Below are 15,510 nucleotides of genomic sequence, written 5' to 3'. Positions count from 1 at the left end.
MACGATAAAAATACTTTTTTTACGGGATAGCGAAAAGAAATACTTTACTTAATCGATTTCGTTCGCCACTGGTGTAAACTACTCTGCCCGCAAGCTTTTAACGGGGTTAGCCATAGCGGCTTTGGCAGCCTGATARCTCACGGTGATCAACGCAATCAACAATGCACCTAAGCCTGTGAAGGCAAAAATTCCCCACACAATAGTAGTGTGATAATAAAACTGCATTAACCACTGATGTAAGAAGTACCAGGCAACAGGAATGGCCAGACAACAGGAAAGCGTTACCAGCACCACAAAATCTTTCGACAACATTTGCCAGAGCTGAAATACCGAAGCCCCCATTACTTTGCGGATACCTATTTCCTTCGTTCTTTGTTCTGCTAAAAAAGACGCCAGACCAAACAAGCCAAGGCAGCTAATCAAAATAGCCAGCACGGCAAAGAATGTAGATAGCTGTCCAATACGCTCTTCTTCACTGAACTTCTTTGCATATTCTTCATCTGCAAATTTGTATTCAAAAGGAGCGGCAGGATTATACTTTTGCATCACCTGCCCAATGGTTGTCAACGCTTTGCTGGTGCTGATTTCGGGATTGATCCGGAGATTAACGAAATTGCCGCCTTCTTTCAGGAAGTAATAAATAGCAGGTTGTACTGGCTGATAAGGCGATGCCATGATCATATTTTTAACCACGCCCAACACATGGTAATCCTCGTGATCTTTCCTGATAATTTCACCGACAGGATCTTTCAATCCCATATATTTCACCGCGGCTTCATTCAGTATCAGTCCCATGGAATCTGTGGCAAACTGCTCCGAGAAATCGCGTCCTGATATAAACTGCCAATCTACTACTTTACCGTAGCCGTATTTGGCGCCAATGATAGTGAAGCCATCCTGTTGGTTCGGCTGGCGTCCTTTCCATTCCCAACCACCAGAGCTGGTCCAGATATCTGTTATCGGCCCCTGGGATTCGGTCATCTCTGTAATGGCGCCACTCGCCTTCAATTCACTCTTGATTACATTGAAGTTGGAATAGCTTTCCGGTGTAGTCATTTGAATAGAAAGTAATCCATTACGGTTATATCCCACCGGAAGATTTTTAGCAAACTGTATCTGCCGGTAAATAACAATAGTTCCGATAATTAAAATAATAGACACGGTGAACTGTACTACTATCAATGTTTTGCGGGGCACCGCAGCATAACGGCCCGCCCGGAACGTGCCTTTTAATACTTTTAATGGCTGAAAAGAAGAAAGATAAATAGCGGGATAACTACCTGCCAGGACGCCTGTAAATAGGCTGAAACCAATACCCACTAACCAGAATACGGGATTGGCCCATGGAATATGAATATGCTTATCGGCTACATGGTTAAACCACGGCAGCACCCCCAATACAAATAATAAAGCCAATACAAAAGAAAACAGGGCGACCAATACAGACTCGCTCAAAAACTGGCCAATAAGCTGCGCCCGCATAGATCCGATAGCTTTGCGGATGCCTACTTCTTTGGCGCGTTTCTCTGAACGGGCAGTGCTCAGGTTCATAAAATTGATGCACGCCAGCAACAATACAAATACGCCAATGATGCCAAATAACCTGACATAACGAATCTGGCCACCCGACTGCACTCCATTTTCAAAACCGGAATAAAGATGCCATTTGCTCATGGGGTGCAGGAAAAGCTCCAGTTGAAAATGCTGCTCCTTTTTGGTGTGTAAGGTCATCACATTTTTTATCTTGGCCGACACTTTCTCCATGTCCGCATTATCGGCCAACTGCACAATGATATGCATCGCATTGAAATCCCATTGATCTTTGGCGCCTTTCACCCAATTCCATTTGGTCACATACAGCTCCCAGGGAAGAATATAATTAACGCCATTTAAGCTGGTATTCTCCGGTAAATCGTCATACACACCGGTTACCTTCACCGTGAGGTCATTGTTATTGTCGAGTTTTATCAGCTGATCCATGGGGTCCTTATCTCCGAACAGCGATTTGGCAAAGGAGGCCGACAACAACACGCTGGCAGGGTCTTTTAGTCCTGCGCGACTGCCTTTCAGCATTTTCAGACTAAATAAGTCCGGCCCTCCGGGCTCCATGAAACTACCTCTGCTGGTAAATTTCTTGTCGCCCACCCCCACGGTATGTGTACCATCACCGGTGAGTATTACCTGCTTAAAATCACTGGAATAACTGTTCCTCAATTCCGCGGCTAACGGCATAGGCACAGCATTAAAGGCCCCCGACTCCGTAGGCGTGATCGCCCGCTGCCACACCATGGCGATACGGTCATAGTGATCATGGTATCTGTCAAAAGATATTTCATTCCATATCCACAGGCCAATCAGCATGGTCACCGCCATGCCGGCCGACAAGCCGAAGATGTTGATAAATGAAATTTGCTTATGCTTTAACAAATTTCTGATCGCAATTTTCAGGTAGCTCTTTACCATAACAACTGGTTTTAGAATCAGGCATGTTAAAGACACAAGAAAATTGCCATAGTTGCAAGTCCTGCCTGTAAAGGGTTTACGGCCTCCACGGTCGGCTACTTTGTTCATTAACGAACAAAATATGACCGAAAATGAACAGCTAAAGCCCCAGTTCAGAGAATGCTTCGTTGATCATATCAAACGTATGCTCCCCTATACTATCACGATTTAGTCGAATAACCTTTTTTTTGCCCTGGTAAATATCCAGGTAGGGAATGAATCGCTTCCCTTCTTTTCCGGTTTCGAAGCGCAGCTCCCAGAAAGGGATTTGTGCTGTTTGGGGTTGGGTGAATAAAGTACTGCTGGTAACAATAACAGCTTCCAGTTCATAATCGAAATGAATAGATACCAGTACTTTTGTGTAGATGGTGTCTATTACAAAATACAGCGCTATCAATCCAAAAATAGCCCAGCTAACAACGCCATCATTGAATTTTCGTGGCACAAGAAACCCGCCTATACCTAACACGAGTATCATGAATGCAAGGGTTCCTGCGAGTCTGGTAATGCGTTCACCGGGACTTCGCAATTTTTCATTGTACAGCTTTTGTGATACTTTCATCATATAGGATACATCAACTTTAAAAACCAGCTATGCCGGTTGTTGGATAATTACGCAAACATCTTCTTTGTCTTTTAAGGCAAACTCGAGTGCGCCCCAGGGTTGCAGGCGAATATCAGGCATGTTGGGATGTAGTAATTCGGGATGGGCGGCTTTCACCTGACCTAAGGCGGATTCAATATCATCTGTTTCCAGCCGGATCTGAGGGCGGTCTTTAATGGCCCATTCATGGCTTTCAATGAGGTGAATCACCAGGGTATCGCGTTTAATGATGCAGAAAGGCTGCTCTCCGCTATCATCTCTGTAAGCAATGGAAAAACCGAGTGTGTCTACAAAAAGCTGCAAACCCACATTCATATCTGAATAAAATATATTTGGGATCAGTTTGGTAAATTGCATACACTCAATTTTTATAGGAAAATAATTAATTCTAGTTTTGAAACCATGAAAGATTATAAAAAACATTTTATACTGGCTGCTCCTCCGGAAGAAGTATATGCGGCACTCACCAATCCCGCTACCATTCAGCTGTGGACCGGCGAAGTAGCCGAAATGTCTACCGAACCGGGCTCTGAGTTTTCCTTATGGGAATCCAGTATTGTAGGGAAAAACCTGGAATTTGAGCAGGACAAGAAAATTGTGCAGCAGTGGTATTTCGGGGATGACGACGAAGAAGATATGGAAAATGCTTCTATTGTGACCATTAAGCTCCATCCGGCACCTAAAGGCACTGATGTGGAATTGAAGCATATCAATATCCCGGACGAAGCATTTGAAGACATTACAGAGGGCTGGAATGACCAGTATTTTGGTGCGCTGATTGATTTCTATAAAGAATAGCATAAAGCAAAAAGCTATCGTAGCGAGTGAACATGGCGAATATTAATACGCTTTGATTACTCGCTACGATAGCTTTTTGCTTTATGCTTTCAGCTTTCTGCTTATCCTTTCACCTGATAAGGAAAACTGCTATCCAGCCATTCAAAATTCATTTCCTTCTCCACAATATCATGCAGGGCCACATTGGTGAGCCGGCCGAAATCGTATACGGCTTCAACGAGTTTAGCCTGACGCGGCGTCAGATAAGGGCTGTGGGTACGCAGAAAATTACTGCAATTCTCTTTCATATTGCCGTGTACAATCAGCGATGGATGTTTAGGGTCCAGGTCTGTTACGGCTTCCAGCATTTGCAGGAAGATGAAATCCTGCAGGTTTTTTGCCAGTATGCAGGCTTCGTTGACATCATGAAATACCTGTACAATAGGTACATCTTCACCGTTCTGTAAATTGAAGTAGAAGGCGAACCAGTCGCCCGCGCCGCTCATGGCAAAGGGAACAAACCGGTGAACGGGATCTGCAAACAACAGTCCTTCGTCCATTTCTTCGTCTACGGTGGTCAATGCCATTACCTCGAGGTCGTTGGCATAGAGCAATAATGGAGGTGCGGTTTTGATGGCAGGATATACCTTATCCAGCCAGTCTTCTCCAAACTCGCCCCAGTCCAGCATTCCGTCTTTATATAATTGTTTATAGAGTGTTGGATAGGTAAATCCGTAATCTTTTTCAAGTTCCTCCAGCATAGTTTTTCTTTTAGCATCCCGAATGTACCGGCAAAATACCTAAACTTTCGGAAATACTTGCTCATTCTGGCGGGTCAGCGGATTCATGATGAAAGACAGGAGGCTGCCATCTGCCTTCAGCTCTACTACCCGGAAGCCGTGGTAGCCAACGCCCCAGCTGCCACCAATATGGCCGTCGAAGAGGAAAGGTATTTTACTGTCGTTCAGCATTTTCACGCTGTCCTGGTCATGGTCATGTCCGTTGAAGACAGCCCTGATATTAGGGCATTTTTTGATGAGGGCCTGGAATTCGGTACAATCCAGCCCGTTATCGGTCCATTTTACGGGAGTAATATGTAAGAAGATAAATATATTACTGGCGGTTTTGTACTGCTCCAGTTTACGGGCAAACCATTCCACATCGGGGCAGAGGTATTTTCCTTTGTCATCAGCGGTGTTGCCGAGTAAAATCACCTGGTTGCCGATCACGACATCATGGTTCAGCGGCATTCCCCAGGCTTGTTCCCAGGCGTCGGCAGATACCATATCGTGGTTACCATGTGTTACCAACAGCTTTGGATGCAGTTGCTTTAATTTGGCGGCAGCAGGCAATAGCAGGGCGGGATCGTTGTGGATGATATCTCCGTTGAGTACAAAAAATTCGCAGGGATACTGCTGCTGATATTGCTGAAAGGCAGTTTGCAGGTCCTGGAAATACTGTTCGGAAGGTGTTTTAGGTTCCCCGAAATGCCAGTCGGACCCAACCGCAAAGCGAAACACGGTTTTGCTGTCGAAATGCCGGCGACTTACCGCCGACACAATTTTGCCACTGGCGGAAATAATGACCGCAGCAGATACTCCTTTTAAAAATGTGCGTCTGTTCATCATATAATAAAAATAATATTTCCGGATAGTTCATTATTTAACAGTGGGATGTTTAACTAAAATATAAAATCCGTTGCATCTATTCACAACTTTCAATCCGTTCAGAAAGAATTGTAATAATATTGTTAAAGTGTGTCAAACGACCAATTTAATCGCCCTGCATAATTGTTTTGATTGTAACTTTGCACCTCGAATAAAAATGGGGTTATGTTTAGAAGCAAGCGTACAGCTGGAACAGGTCCGGATGTGGTTTTAATAGGCGCTGGAATTATGAGTGCCACCTTGGGAATGCTCCTGAAAGAGCTGGAACCGGAATTAACCATTGAAATTTTTGAACGACTGGATGTGGCGGCAGCCGAAAGTTCCGATGCATGGAACAATGCTGGTACCGGTCACTCTGCATTTTGCGAGTTGAACTACACACCGCAGAAACAGGATGGATCAGTAGATATTAAGAAAGCGGTGAACATTGCAGAGCAATTTGAAGTGTCTCGTCAATTCTGGTCTTATCTGGTAGAAAATAACATCATTTCCAATCCACACGAATTTATACAAAGTGTTCCCCACATGAGTTTTGTTTGGGGAGAAGAGAATGTGGATTACCTCAAAAAAAGATACAAAGCACTGCAGCAATGTCATCTTTTCAAAACCATGGAATATTCGGAAGATCCAAAGCAACTGGACAACTGGATGCCATTGGTGATGAAAGGACGCGATGCGGCACAGAAAGTAGCGGCTACCCACATGGAAATGGGCACAGACGTGAACTTCGGCGCTTTGAGCCGCGCACTGTTTAACCACCTGGAAAAACTGGACGGCGTTTCCATCCACTTCAATCATGACGTACGTGATTTCAAGAAAGAAGAAGATGGTAGCTGGACTATCAAGGTGAAAAACCGCGAAACACGCGAAAAACAAATCCTCAACACAAAATTCGTCTTTATTGGTGCTGGTGGCGGCTCCCTGCCATTGCTGGAGAAGTCAGACATTCCGGAAGGAAAAGGTTTTGGCGGTTTCCCGGTAAGTGGTCAATGGCTGCGCTGCAACAATCCGGAAATTATAGCACAACACCGTGCAAAAGTATACGGCAAAGCCTCTGTAGGTGCGCCTCCAATGTCAGTGCCTCACCTGGATACCCGCATGATTGACGGCCAGAAAGCCCTGCTGTTTGGCCCTTACGCCGGATTCTCTACCAAGTTCCTGAAAAATGGTTCTTTCATGGACCTCCCACTGTCTATCAAAGCGAACAACATTCGCCCAATGGTATCTGCTGGCCTGGATAATATTCCGTTAACCAAATACCTGATTGCACAGGTAAGACAGAAGCCGGAAGACAGACTGGAAGCCTTACGCGAGTATTTCCCGGAAGCGAAGATGGAAGACTGGGAACTGGAAATTGCCGGACAACGCGTACAGGTAATTAAGAAAGATCCTGAACACGGTGGTATCCTGGAATTCGGTACAGAAGTAGTAAGTGCTGCTGATGGCTCCATTGCGGCCCTGCTGGGTGCTTCTCCGGGCGCGTCTACCGCTGTTTCTATTATGCTGAATCTGCTGAAACGCTGCTTCCGTAACGAAGTGGAAACCGAAGCATGGCAGCTGAAACTGAAAAAAATGATTCCTTCCTACGGACAATCTCTCCTGAACAATCCTGCCCTGGTAGATGAACTGCGTGTTTGGACTACCCAGGTGCTGGAACTGCGCGAAGTAGAGATGGCCTAAGCATATAATTCTTTTAGGTAGATATTTTGTTTTTGAAGTCACCCACTTTGAAGGCAAAATATCTACCCAAAAAAATATCAGACTCTGGTAAAATCAATCCAGTTTGTTCCACTTTTTTTATAGACATTTAGTTTGTTATTGGAAGATAAGAGCGCTCGGCGCTTATTTTTTACCGATATTATGCAAACGATTGCATAATATATAATATCCACATTATGTTTATGAAAAAAGGACTCCTGTTCCTGGTGGCGCTGTTAATACCGGCATCCATCCTGTTTGCACAAACCACACTTACACATGATCAACGCATGCAATGGTGGCGGGAAGCACGCTTTGGCATGTTTATCCACTGGGGCGATTATGCCCAGCTGGCCGGCAACTATAAAGGTCAACAGGTAGGCCGTGGCGGCGAATGGATCATGAACCGCGCTAAAATACCCGTGCTGGAATACCAGCAATACGCCAAACAATTCAACCCCGTGAAATATGACGCAGACGCCTGGGTAAAAACCGCCAAAGACGCGGGCATGAAATATATTGTGATTACCGCCAAACACCACGACGGATTTGCGATGTTTAAATCCAATGCCAGCAAATGGAACATCGTAGATGCTACCCCATATGGCAAAGATGTGCTTACCCCACTGGCAGCTGCCTGCAAAAAATATGGTATCAAACTGGGCTTCTACTACTCCCAGGCACAGGACTGGAACAATCCCGGCGGCGCCGCTGCCCGCAAAGTAGCCACCGAAGGCTGGCCCAATCCGGATTCTGCCAAAATAGATGCCTACACACTGGCCAACACCGGCCATTGGGACCCGCTGCAAACCAGTGCTACCATGGCTGAATACATTGATAAAGTAGCCGTACCACAGGTAAAGGAACTCCTCACCAACTACGGCGATGTAGCCGTATTATGGTGGGATACCCCTACCAACATGACAGATGAATATGCACAAAAGCTGCAGAACGCACTGGCCCTGCAGCCCAATATCATCACCAACGACCGCCTGAAACGCCCTAACTTTTCCGGCGACTACAAAACACCGGAACAAAAAATCCCTACCCAGTCAGAACTGGATGGGCGCGACTGGGAAACCTGCATGACCATGAACGGCACCTGGGGATACAAAAGTTATGATCACAAATGGAAAACTACGGAAACGCTTATACGTAATCTCGTAGATATCGCTTCCAAAAATGGTAACTATCTCCTCAACGTAGGCCCTGATGCGCTGGGACAATTTCCCGAAGGCAGCCTCACCGCATTGAAAGGTATCGGCCAGTGGATGAAAGTAAACGGAGAGTCGATTTATGGTACACAAGGCAGCCCGCTGCCATCGCTGGATTGGGGCCGTTGCACCCAAAAGAAAAACGGTAATAAAACCACCTTATATCTGCACGTATTCAACTGGCCTGCTGATGGTCAGCTGCATGTACCCGGTGTGAAGGGAAAAGTAAATAACGCCAGACTACTGGCCAATGGCAAAAAACTAACCACTACTGCAAACGGAGACGATCTGGCCATTCAGCTGCCAGCCACCGCTCCGGATACAACGGATACAGTAATCGCTGTAAGCCTGTAGCGGAGGAGATCCGCCTTCGGCGGATTGTCTTTTTCAGGATTCTACTGATTATACTGATTTTCAGGAGTAGATTTAAATAAATGGGGAGATATAAGCAGGTTTGCTTTTATCTCCCCATTATCTTTTTAAAATCCCAAAATCAGTAGAATCAGTAGAATCCTGAAAAAGACAATCGCCGAAGGCGATAGACTATACGGGCTTTACCCCGCCAGCCCACCTGACATACTAAACATAATAACGCCCAGTACCACCAGCGTCAGCACTACATAGAGGTAATCCTTCTCCAGTAAAAAAGCTATAACAGAAAAGGCTATACGAATAATAGGCGTAGCAATCAGTAACACTACCCCCAACTGGATAATATTCATACCCTTGTTTTCCAGCACGCCCTGCCAGATACCCGGCAGGTTGGTCAGCCCTTCGCGGACGCCGGTAAAGTCGCTATAGGAAGGCTGTTCATGCCCGTGACGGATCAGGTAAATCACCCCACCAATCAATACAATAATACTGGAAGTAACTACGCCTACCCGCAGTTGTTTTCCTATCAGCTGCTGAATATCCTTGTCCCGGAGATAATTAGAGAAAAACTTTTTCATAGGTTATAATTTTCCGGCAATGCCATTATAAATCATTTGCAATGCCAGCGCGCCAATTACTACGCTAAAGACTATACGTAGCCATTTTACATTGGCACGGGTCAGCAATTTCGAACCGGCAAAAGCCCCGGCTAATACGCCCAATACCACCGGCATACACAATCCCGGCGCAATGTAGCCACGTTGCAGGTACACCACGGCACTGGCTGCCGCCGTTACCCCAATCATGAAATTACTGGTAGTAGTAGATACTTTGAACGGAATACGCATGATGTTGTCCATCGCCAGCACTTTCAGCGCTCCCGAGCCAATGCCCAGTAACCCGGACATTACCCCCGCAAAAGTCATCATAAAATAGCCGCCCGGCACACGATGCACTTCATAATTAACGACTCCCTCGGCAGTAGGGTAGCTGCTGTTAAGTCGCAACTGCGCCGCCAGCTTGCTTTTCTGATCTCCGGTAGGCGCTTCCATCTTCTTACGGAAAGACATCAACGAAGAAAAAATAAGCACCAGCCCGAAAATGATGGCCACCACATTGGTGGGCATATACACGGCAATCAGCGCCCCTACCACGGCACCCGTAGTAGTGGCAATTTCCAGAAACATCCCCAGCCGGATGTTGGTAATACCTTCCTTTACATAGGCAGAAGCAGATCCGGAAGATGTGGCAATAGACGCCACTAACGCGGTACCAATGGCATAACGGATGTCTACATGAAACACCAGGGTGAGTAAAGGGATGATCACTACGCCGCCGCCCAGCCCGGTCAGCGACCCCAATAGCCCGGCCGTAAAGGCCCCGCATAGGAGGATCAGGGTAAATGATAAAATCGTCATAAGATGGTTTGGTTGGTTTAGATCAGTCCTCCCGGAATTACAGGTAACCAGTGAATCGCTGATGTTTACAAAAGTAAGCAGAATATGATTCTCGCAATCCGGCAATCTATAAGTAACTTGCACCCGGACTATTAATCAAATTTTATGATAAAGGTGGGTGAATACAACCTGTTAAGGGTAAAGAAAGAAGCTGATTTTGGTGTATATCTCGAAGGGATAGACCAGGAAATCCTGCTCCCAACAAGGTTTGTACCCAAGGGTACCGAAATAGGTGATGAGCTGGAAGTATTCCTCTATCATGATTCAGAAAACCGGCTGATCGCTACCACCCAGCGCCCCTTCGGTATTGTAGGCGATATTGTGCTGCTGAAAGCCGTAAGCGTTACCAAACAAGGCGCTTTCCTGGACTGGGGCCTCATGAAAGACTTATTTGTAGCCACTTCCCAGCAATTAACCCGCATGGCACCCGGCCAGGAGTACCTGGTGAAAATATATATCGATGAACAAACCGGTCGCCTCGCTGCCACCGAAAAAATAGATCGGTTCCTCAGCAATGAAAACCTTACCGTACAGGAAAAAGACGAAGTAGACATCGTGATCTACCGCCGCACCGACATCGGCTATGTGGCGATCATCAACAACCAGCACACCGGTATTCTGCACCACAACGAAATTTTCCGCTCGCTCGAAATCGGCGATAAAATGAAAGGCTTCGTACGCCAGATCAAAGAAGGTAAAATAGACCTCATCATCGGAAAACCCGGCTTCGGCAGAGTAGAAGACGAAGCGGAAAAAATCATGCGCCTGCTGGAAGAAAACAATGGCTACCTGCCTTATCATGATAAGTCCACTCCGGAAGAAATCCAGGAGTTCTTTGGTATGAGCAAGAAAACCTTTAAAATGACAATAGGAAATTTATACAAACAGCGGAAAATCACCTTTACACAAACGGGGATTAAAGCGGAAGAAAATATCTAGCTGTTAGCAAAATGCAGCGGAGCACATATCAGATGCTATCTCCGCTGCATTTTGCTAATCGTTAATGGCTAACTGTTACTGGAAAACTAATCAAAAAACTCGTCCCTTCCCCCAGCTTACTATCCACTGCAATAGTGCCCTGGTGCTGCAAAATAATATTCTGCGTGGCGGTAAGCCCCAACCCCGTTCCCTTGGTTTTGTTTGTAAAAAAGGGCTCAAATAATTTAGCCAGGTTCTGCTCGGAAATACCACTACCGTTATCGGTTATACGAACAAATGCCCGTTCTGCATCCTGCCAGGAAGCGATGCTTAACTGACCTTCGCCGGCTTTCATCGCCTCAATACCATTGATAATAATATTTAGCAACGCAATGAGTATTTTATCTTCATCTGCCAAAATCATATAATCATGCTCCGATAGCTGCTGTGCAACGGCAATATTATTCAGCTGCAAACGATCAGCAGCCAGATGTAAGGCCTTTTCCAACAACACATTCAACCCCATGGGCAGCATATTCAATTCCGTCATCCGGGTAGATTGCAGCAGCTCTGTCACCAGGTGATTAATCCGGTGACAATTACGTTCCATGATATCCAGGTATAGTTGAGTATCTTCTGTTTCTGCTACGGGTTCCATTTTAAGCTGGGAAACGGCCAGCAAAATATTGGTGAGTGGATTGCGTACCTCGTGGGCAATTAAGCGGGCGATACGACCGGTAATAGCGAATTTTTCCTGCTGTTGCTTTTCCCGCTCCTTGCGTTTGCGGGCGGTAATATCCTGGATGATGCATAAATACAGTTGTTTCTTCTCGTCTAACAGCGAGGCATTAATCATCACATCCAGCTGCTGCCCTGATTTGCTGCGGAACATATATTCCTTCTGCACCACGCCTTCTTCTGTACAAAGTTGATCCAGGAAATCCTTAATCACCTGTTCTTCTGCAAATAGTCCCTGCAGGTGGCTGTTGTACAGCTCATCTTCCGGATATTTCAACACATTCAGGGCAGCCGGGTTAGCGGCTACAATTTTGTGTTCACAATCTGCCAGGATAATAAGATCATTGGATTTTTCGAAGATGCTGAAATATCGCTTTTCACTTTTCTCTATTGCCTGCAGGTGACTGAATTTATCGAGGGTATAACGGATGGCTCTTTCCAGCAGCGCCGCGGTAATTTCACTTTTCACCAGATAATCGGCCGCGCCGGCCTGCATGGCCTCTTTATCGATGTGATAATCACCCTTTCCGGTAAACAAAATAACGGGGGCTTTATATCCCAGATTGCGGAAATAATGCAACACGTCAATTCCCGTATGTGATCCCAGGCGGTAATCTACCAGATAAAGGTCGTGTGTGCGCGCTTCAATGGCCAGCAGCCCCTGCTTATAGGAAGAAACCCACTGAAGTATATATTGATCGGGGGAAATGTCCTGTAATAAAGAGTTCACGAGGAAAAAGTCGTCTTCATCATCATCGATCATCAAAATGTGCTTCTTGCCAGTTGTTGCCATATATGCCGAAATGTTCACAGTTATTACCCAATAATCATGCAGTAAAATCAGGTGTCAATATGGGCATCTTCATCTTTGAGGGCTACATTCCGCCGGGGAAGGAACCATGCGGGAATCAGGGTAACCAGCAATATAATCAGGGAGATATGAAATCCTTCCCGCAATGCCAGGTGATGCGCCGGCATATTCCCCATGCCTGCCATCACATGCCGGTTATAAGCGGCCTGTGTGATAATGGCCAGCACGGCAATACCTATAGCCCCGCCTACCTGTTGCATTAAGGTACTGATGGAAGAAGCCATGGTGACTTCACTGGGCCTGACCGCACTCAATGTAGCGGCATTCAGCGGCGCCAGCAACAGCCCCATTCCTATACCCCGTACTACCATGGCAATGATCACCGCGTTAATAGAGCTACCGCGGTCCAGCAGGGAAAACAGGTACATAGAGGCTGCCAGCAATATAATAGCTACAATGGAAATTTCCCGGGAACCATGTTTGTCAGACCACTTCCCCGCAAAAGGCATCAGCGCCGCCATAAAAACAGAATTGGGTAATATCAGTAACCCAGAAATCCCCTCCGAAAAACCCATCTGCTCCTGCAACAGGAAAGGCATCAGGAAAAGTCCTCCAAACAAAGCAGCCGCACGGGAAATAGTGACCAGAATACAACTCACAAAAGCATAATTGGTAAACAGGGTGAGGTCCATAATGGGGGCCTTTATTCGCCTGTCTATCCAAATAAATAAAGCCAATGCCACAAAGGCGATCGCCAGTGTAATTAATATTTCGGGAGAAGTAATGCCTACTACTTCCGCACGCGCAATACCGTACTGTAAACATACCAGGAAGATAGTGAGCACCACAAAGCCGGTGAGATCAAAAGGCAGCTTCAGTTTAGCCTGCTTGCGCAATACGCCCAGGTACTGAAAAGCCAATGCCACTGTAAGTACACCAATAGGCAGATTAATATAGAAGATAGAAGGCCAGCCAAATTTTTCGGTGAGAATACCTCCCAGTGTAGGCCCCAGTGCAGGCCCTACCAGATTACCCAATCCCCACCAGCCCAATACAGTTCCCCGGACTCTGGCCGGAAATACGTAGGAAATGATAGCCATGGAAGTGGGCGCCATGGCGCCACCGCCGAGGGCCTGCACCACCCGCCCTACTAACAGGGAATCCAGGCTGGTAGACAACGCGCACATCAGCGAGCCTATCGTAAAAAGAGAAATAGCACCTATATAGAGATTAAAAAAGCCGATCCTGTTCTTCAGCCAGTTGGTCAACGGCATCAGTACAGAAAAGCTAAGCATGTATACGGTAATTACCCATTCTATTTCCGACAGCGTACAGTTAAACTGCCTGCTCATAACGGGAAGGGATATATTAACAATGCTGGAATCTATGCCAGCCATGGTAGTGCCCATGATCACCACTATCAGGATACCGGTCCGGTTGATATCTCTCATACCCGGTCTTTCATCATAAAAATCAACTGTGCTTTCGCCACAAAAGGATTCAACGGATTACAATTAATCATGAACAGGTAGGTAGCCAGCTCCGATAACTGCCAATCGGTAGTTAATTCCCCATCCTTAAAACAATATACTTTCTTGAAATTAAAGTCCACCGGAATATCCAATGCCGCACAGGCGTGCATCGCTCTATCCAGTGGCTCCTGTTCCATACCGGACTGACCGTAGCCGAGTTCCTGCATAATTTCACTGGCGGTATACAACAGCTTCGGATTATTCAGCTGCGAAATACGCTCAGTAGATATTACTTCTTCCAGGTAATCAAAAAGTTTAAGCATGGCCATTCTCATTTAGTTGTGAAAGTTGCTGAAACAGTTCTTTTTCCTTTTCGGAAAGATTTGTTGGTATATGTACAATTGCTTTGATGTATAGATCCCCTGCACTACCGCTGTTATCATAAGCAGGCATTCCTTTTCCTTTTAAACGAAATACTTTTCCGCTGTCTGTACCTGCCGGAATATTCATGTTCAGGCTGGCGCCTGGTGTATTCACGGTTTGCTTACCTCCCAGGATAGCGGTATATAAAGGCAGGGCCAGATCCGTATAAATATCCTGTCCTTTTAACTCAAACAACGGATGTGGAGCCAGCTGAATGGTGATCAGCAAATCTCCGCTGGTACCTCCCTGCCGGCCGGGATTGCCTTTTCCTTTCAGTCGGATCACCTGTCCCTCATATAAACCGGGCTTGAGCTTAATATTCAACCGGCTGCCATTGACCTCTACCTGACGGGTAGCACCGGTATACGCATCTTCCAGCGATACCTCCATGGTAGCCTGTACATCCCGTCCCCGGCCGGGACCTTGTTGCTGCCGGCGACCACCACCCGAAAAACGGCTGCCAAAAAGCTGTTCAAAGAAATCGGAGAAGCCCTCGCCACCACCGCCACCAAACATATCGTCCATATTGCCGCTGCTATAGGAACGCGTGCGGCCCTGTCCGCCTCCATACTGCGACCAGTCATAATCTTCCGGCCTGCCACCATGCTGCTCGTAGTACTTATAGTTTTCCCCAAACTGATCATATTTCTTGCGCTTCTCCGCATCACTCAGCACCTCGTAAGCTTCATTGATTTCTTTAAATTTATCTTCCGCGGCTTTATTATCCGGATTCTTGTCCGGATGATATTTGACCGCCAGTTTGCGATAGGCTTTCTTTATCTGTTCTGCTGTTGCCGCTTTCTCTACTCCCAGCACCTTGTAATAATCCTTTACGTCCATAGCTCTAAAACATGTTA

The 15,510-nt window shown here is 46.3% G+C and carries 15 protein-coding genes; 4 read left to right on the top strand and 11 right to left on the bottom strand.

Features of this window, described 5'->3' with window-relative positions; genetic code table 11:
- Positions 1–78 precede the first annotated feature (78 nt).
- From AC1DFM_RS30400 to AC1DFM_RS30390, 3 genes are all read right to left on the bottom strand, one after another.
- Positions 79–2,463, bottom strand: a complete 2,385-nt coding sequence (locus AC1DFM_RS30400) for an ABC transporter permease (protein ID WP_477080551.1) — start codon at positions 2,461–2,463, stop codon at positions 79–81.
- Between the two features lie 139 nt (positions 2,464–2,602).
- Entirely contained in the window at positions 2,603–3,067 is a 465-nt protein-coding gene (locus tag AC1DFM_RS30395) for a hypothetical protein (protein WP_477080550.1), read from the bottom strand.
- Positions 3,068–3,094: 27 nt separating this feature from the next.
- Positions 3,095–3,463 carry a VOC family protein gene (locus AC1DFM_RS30390; RefSeq protein WP_477080549.1) on the bottom strand — a complete coding sequence of 123 codons (369 nt, stop codon included), beginning with the start codon at positions 3,461–3,463 and terminating at the stop codon, positions 3,095–3,097.
- 45 nt (positions 3,464–3,508) lie between these two features.
- On the opposite strand from AC1DFM_RS30390, the gene AC1DFM_RS30385 reads away from it, so the two are divergent.
- Complete coding sequence (locus AC1DFM_RS30385; RefSeq protein WP_477080548.1) at positions 3,509–3,904, top strand: SRPBCC domain-containing protein; 396 nt, start codon at positions 3,509–3,511, stop codon at positions 3,902–3,904.
- Positions 3,905–4,005: 101 nt separating this feature from the next.
- Here AC1DFM_RS30385 and AC1DFM_RS30380 read toward each other — a convergent pair whose 3' ends face one another.
- Both AC1DFM_RS30380 and AC1DFM_RS30375 read right to left on the bottom strand, forming a co-directional pair.
- Complete coding sequence (locus tag AC1DFM_RS30380) at positions 4,006–4,644, bottom strand: SMI1/KNR4 family protein (RefSeq protein WP_477080547.1); 639 nt, start codon at positions 4,642–4,644, stop codon at positions 4,006–4,008.
- 39 nt (positions 4,645–4,683) lie between these two features.
- Complete coding sequence (locus AC1DFM_RS30375) at positions 4,684–5,511, bottom strand: metallophosphoesterase family protein (RefSeq protein ID WP_477080546.1); 828 nt, start codon at positions 5,509–5,511, stop codon at positions 4,684–4,686.
- Positions 5,512–5,715: 204 nt separating this feature from the next.
- Here AC1DFM_RS30375 and AC1DFM_RS30370 point away from each other — a divergent pair, with 204 nt between their 5' ends.
- Positions 5,716–7,230 carry a malate:quinone oxidoreductase gene (locus AC1DFM_RS30370; protein WP_477080545.1) on the top strand — a complete coding sequence of 505 codons (1,515 nt, stop codon included), beginning with the start codon at positions 5,716–5,718 and terminating at the stop codon, positions 7,228–7,230.
- Between the two features lie 221 nt (positions 7,231–7,451).
- Positions 7,452–8,816 (top strand): alpha-L-fucosidase, encoded by a 1,365-nt coding sequence (locus AC1DFM_RS30365; RefSeq protein ID WP_477080544.1) that lies wholly within the window; start codon positions 7,452–7,454, stop codon positions 8,814–8,816.
- 200 nt (positions 8,817–9,016) lie between these two features.
- Here the strand turns inward: AC1DFM_RS30365 and AC1DFM_RS30360 are convergent, their stop codons facing one another.
- Together AC1DFM_RS30360 and AC1DFM_RS30355 are read right to left on the bottom strand one after the other, a co-directional pair.
- Positions 9,017–9,412: a DUF1634 domain-containing protein gene (locus tag AC1DFM_RS30360; protein WP_477080543.1), complete on the bottom strand. Its 396-nt coding sequence runs from the start codon at positions 9,410–9,412 to the stop codon at positions 9,017–9,019.
- Positions 9,413–9,415: 3 nt separating this feature from the next.
- Complete coding sequence (locus AC1DFM_RS30355; protein WP_477080542.1) at positions 9,416–10,252, bottom strand: sulfite exporter TauE/SafE family protein; 837 nt, start codon at positions 10,250–10,252, stop codon at positions 9,416–9,418.
- Positions 10,253–10,396: 144 nt separating this feature from the next.
- Between AC1DFM_RS30355 and AC1DFM_RS30350 the strand changes: the two genes are divergently transcribed.
- Positions 10,397–11,230: a CvfB family protein gene (locus AC1DFM_RS30350; RefSeq protein ID WP_477080541.1), complete on the top strand. Its 834-nt coding sequence runs from the start codon at positions 10,397–10,399 to the stop codon at positions 11,228–11,230.
- 61 nt (positions 11,231–11,291) lie between these two features.
- Here the strand turns inward: AC1DFM_RS30350 and AC1DFM_RS30345 are convergent, their stop codons facing one another.
- From AC1DFM_RS30345 to AC1DFM_RS30330, 4 genes are read right to left on the bottom strand one after another with little or no spacing between them, the layout of a single operon-like run.
- On the bottom strand, positions 11,292–12,740 hold the full coding sequence (locus tag AC1DFM_RS30345) for an ATP-binding response regulator (RefSeq protein WP_477080540.1): 1,449 nt from the start codon (positions 12,738–12,740) through the stop codon (positions 11,292–11,294).
- Between the two features lie 47 nt (positions 12,741–12,787).
- Positions 12,788–14,209 carry a DHA2 family efflux MFS transporter permease subunit gene (locus AC1DFM_RS30340; protein WP_477080539.1) on the bottom strand — a complete coding sequence of 474 codons (1,422 nt, stop codon included), beginning with the start codon at positions 14,207–14,209 and terminating at the stop codon, positions 12,788–12,790.
- Positions 14,206–14,553, bottom strand: a complete 348-nt coding sequence (locus AC1DFM_RS30335) for a hypothetical protein (protein ID WP_477080538.1) — start codon at positions 14,551–14,553, stop codon at positions 14,206–14,208. The genes AC1DFM_RS30340 and AC1DFM_RS30335 overlap by 4 nt, the downstream gene beginning before the upstream one ends.
- Positions 14,546–15,493: a DnaJ C-terminal domain-containing protein gene (locus AC1DFM_RS30330; protein WP_477080537.1), complete on the bottom strand. Its 948-nt coding sequence runs from the start codon at positions 15,491–15,493 to the stop codon at positions 14,546–14,548. The genes AC1DFM_RS30335 and AC1DFM_RS30330 overlap by 8 nt, the downstream gene beginning before the upstream one ends.
- Positions 15,494–15,510 lie beyond the last annotated feature (17 nt).

This window comes from Chitinophaga sp. 05T412, from assembly GCF_056396465.1.
Note: the sequence above shows the minus strand (reverse complement) of the source record. Positions and strands in the feature narration are given on the sequence as shown.